Source organism: Pseudomonas sp. AM4(2022) (genome assembly GCF_036346515.1).
In the GTDB taxonomy this organism is placed as follows: domain Bacteria; phylum Pseudomonadota; class Gammaproteobacteria; order Pseudomonadales; family Pseudomonadaceae; genus Aquipseudomonas; species Aquipseudomonas paracarnis.
In genome coordinates this window covers 1-809 of sequence record NZ_JAOTNW010000065.1, presented here as the reverse complement: position 1 = coordinate 809, position 809 = coordinate 1, and the positions used below count along the sequence as shown (strand labels likewise).

The 809-nt window shown below is 64.0% G+C and carries 1 protein-coding gene; it reads right to left on the bottom strand.

Annotated features, from left to right (window positions below; all coding sequences use genetic code 11):
* On the bottom strand, positions 1-809 hold an 809-nt coding region (locus tag ODQ19_RS27970), incomplete at both ends, for an ATP-binding cassette domain-containing protein (protein WP_330211834.1).

The following is an 809-nucleotide window of genomic DNA, read 5'->3' as shown; positions in this document are numbered from 1 at the left end:
ATGGCGTCGCGGGGTGAGCGCAGTTGCAGCGCTTGCCCGCACAGTTCCAGGCTGCCGGCACTGGCGCGCTCTAACCCACTGAGCAGGCGAAACAGCTCGGTACGCCCCGCGCCCACCAGCCCGAACAGGCCCAGGATCTCGCCCTTGCGCACCTGGAAACTGATCGGTTCACGCAGGCCAGGACCGAGCAAGCCGTCCACCTTGAGCGCCACTTCGCCCTGCTCACGCGGTCGGTAATCGTAGATATCCTGGATATCGCGACCGACCATGCAGGTCACCAACTGGTCGTGGGTCAGCGCGCTCATGTCCTCGAAAGTACGCACGTAGCGGCCGTCCTTGAACACCGTCACCGCGTCGCAGATACGGAACACTTCTTCCATACGGTGCGACACATAGAGCACCACTTTGCCCTCGTCGCGCAGGCGCGCGATGATGGCCATCAAGCGGTCGATTTCCCGCGCCGATAAACTGCTGGTGGGTTCATCAAAGGCGATCACATGGGCGCCACGGGACAGCGCCTTGGCGATTTCCACCAGTTGGCGCTGACCCAGGGACAGGCGCCCGAGTTTCTCGTCGGGGTCGATTTCATCGGCCAGGCCCTTGAGGCAGGCCAGGGCCTGCTTGCGCAGCAGGCCCCGGTTGACCACGCCAAAGCGCGTGGGCAAATGCCCGAGGAACAGGTTCTCGGCCACGCTCATTTCCGGCACCAGGTGCAGCTCTTGGTGAATCACCGCCACACCGCTGGCAATGCTGTCGGCGGCGCATTTGAAGGCCATGGTCTGCGCGCCGATCTGCACGGTGCCGCTGGA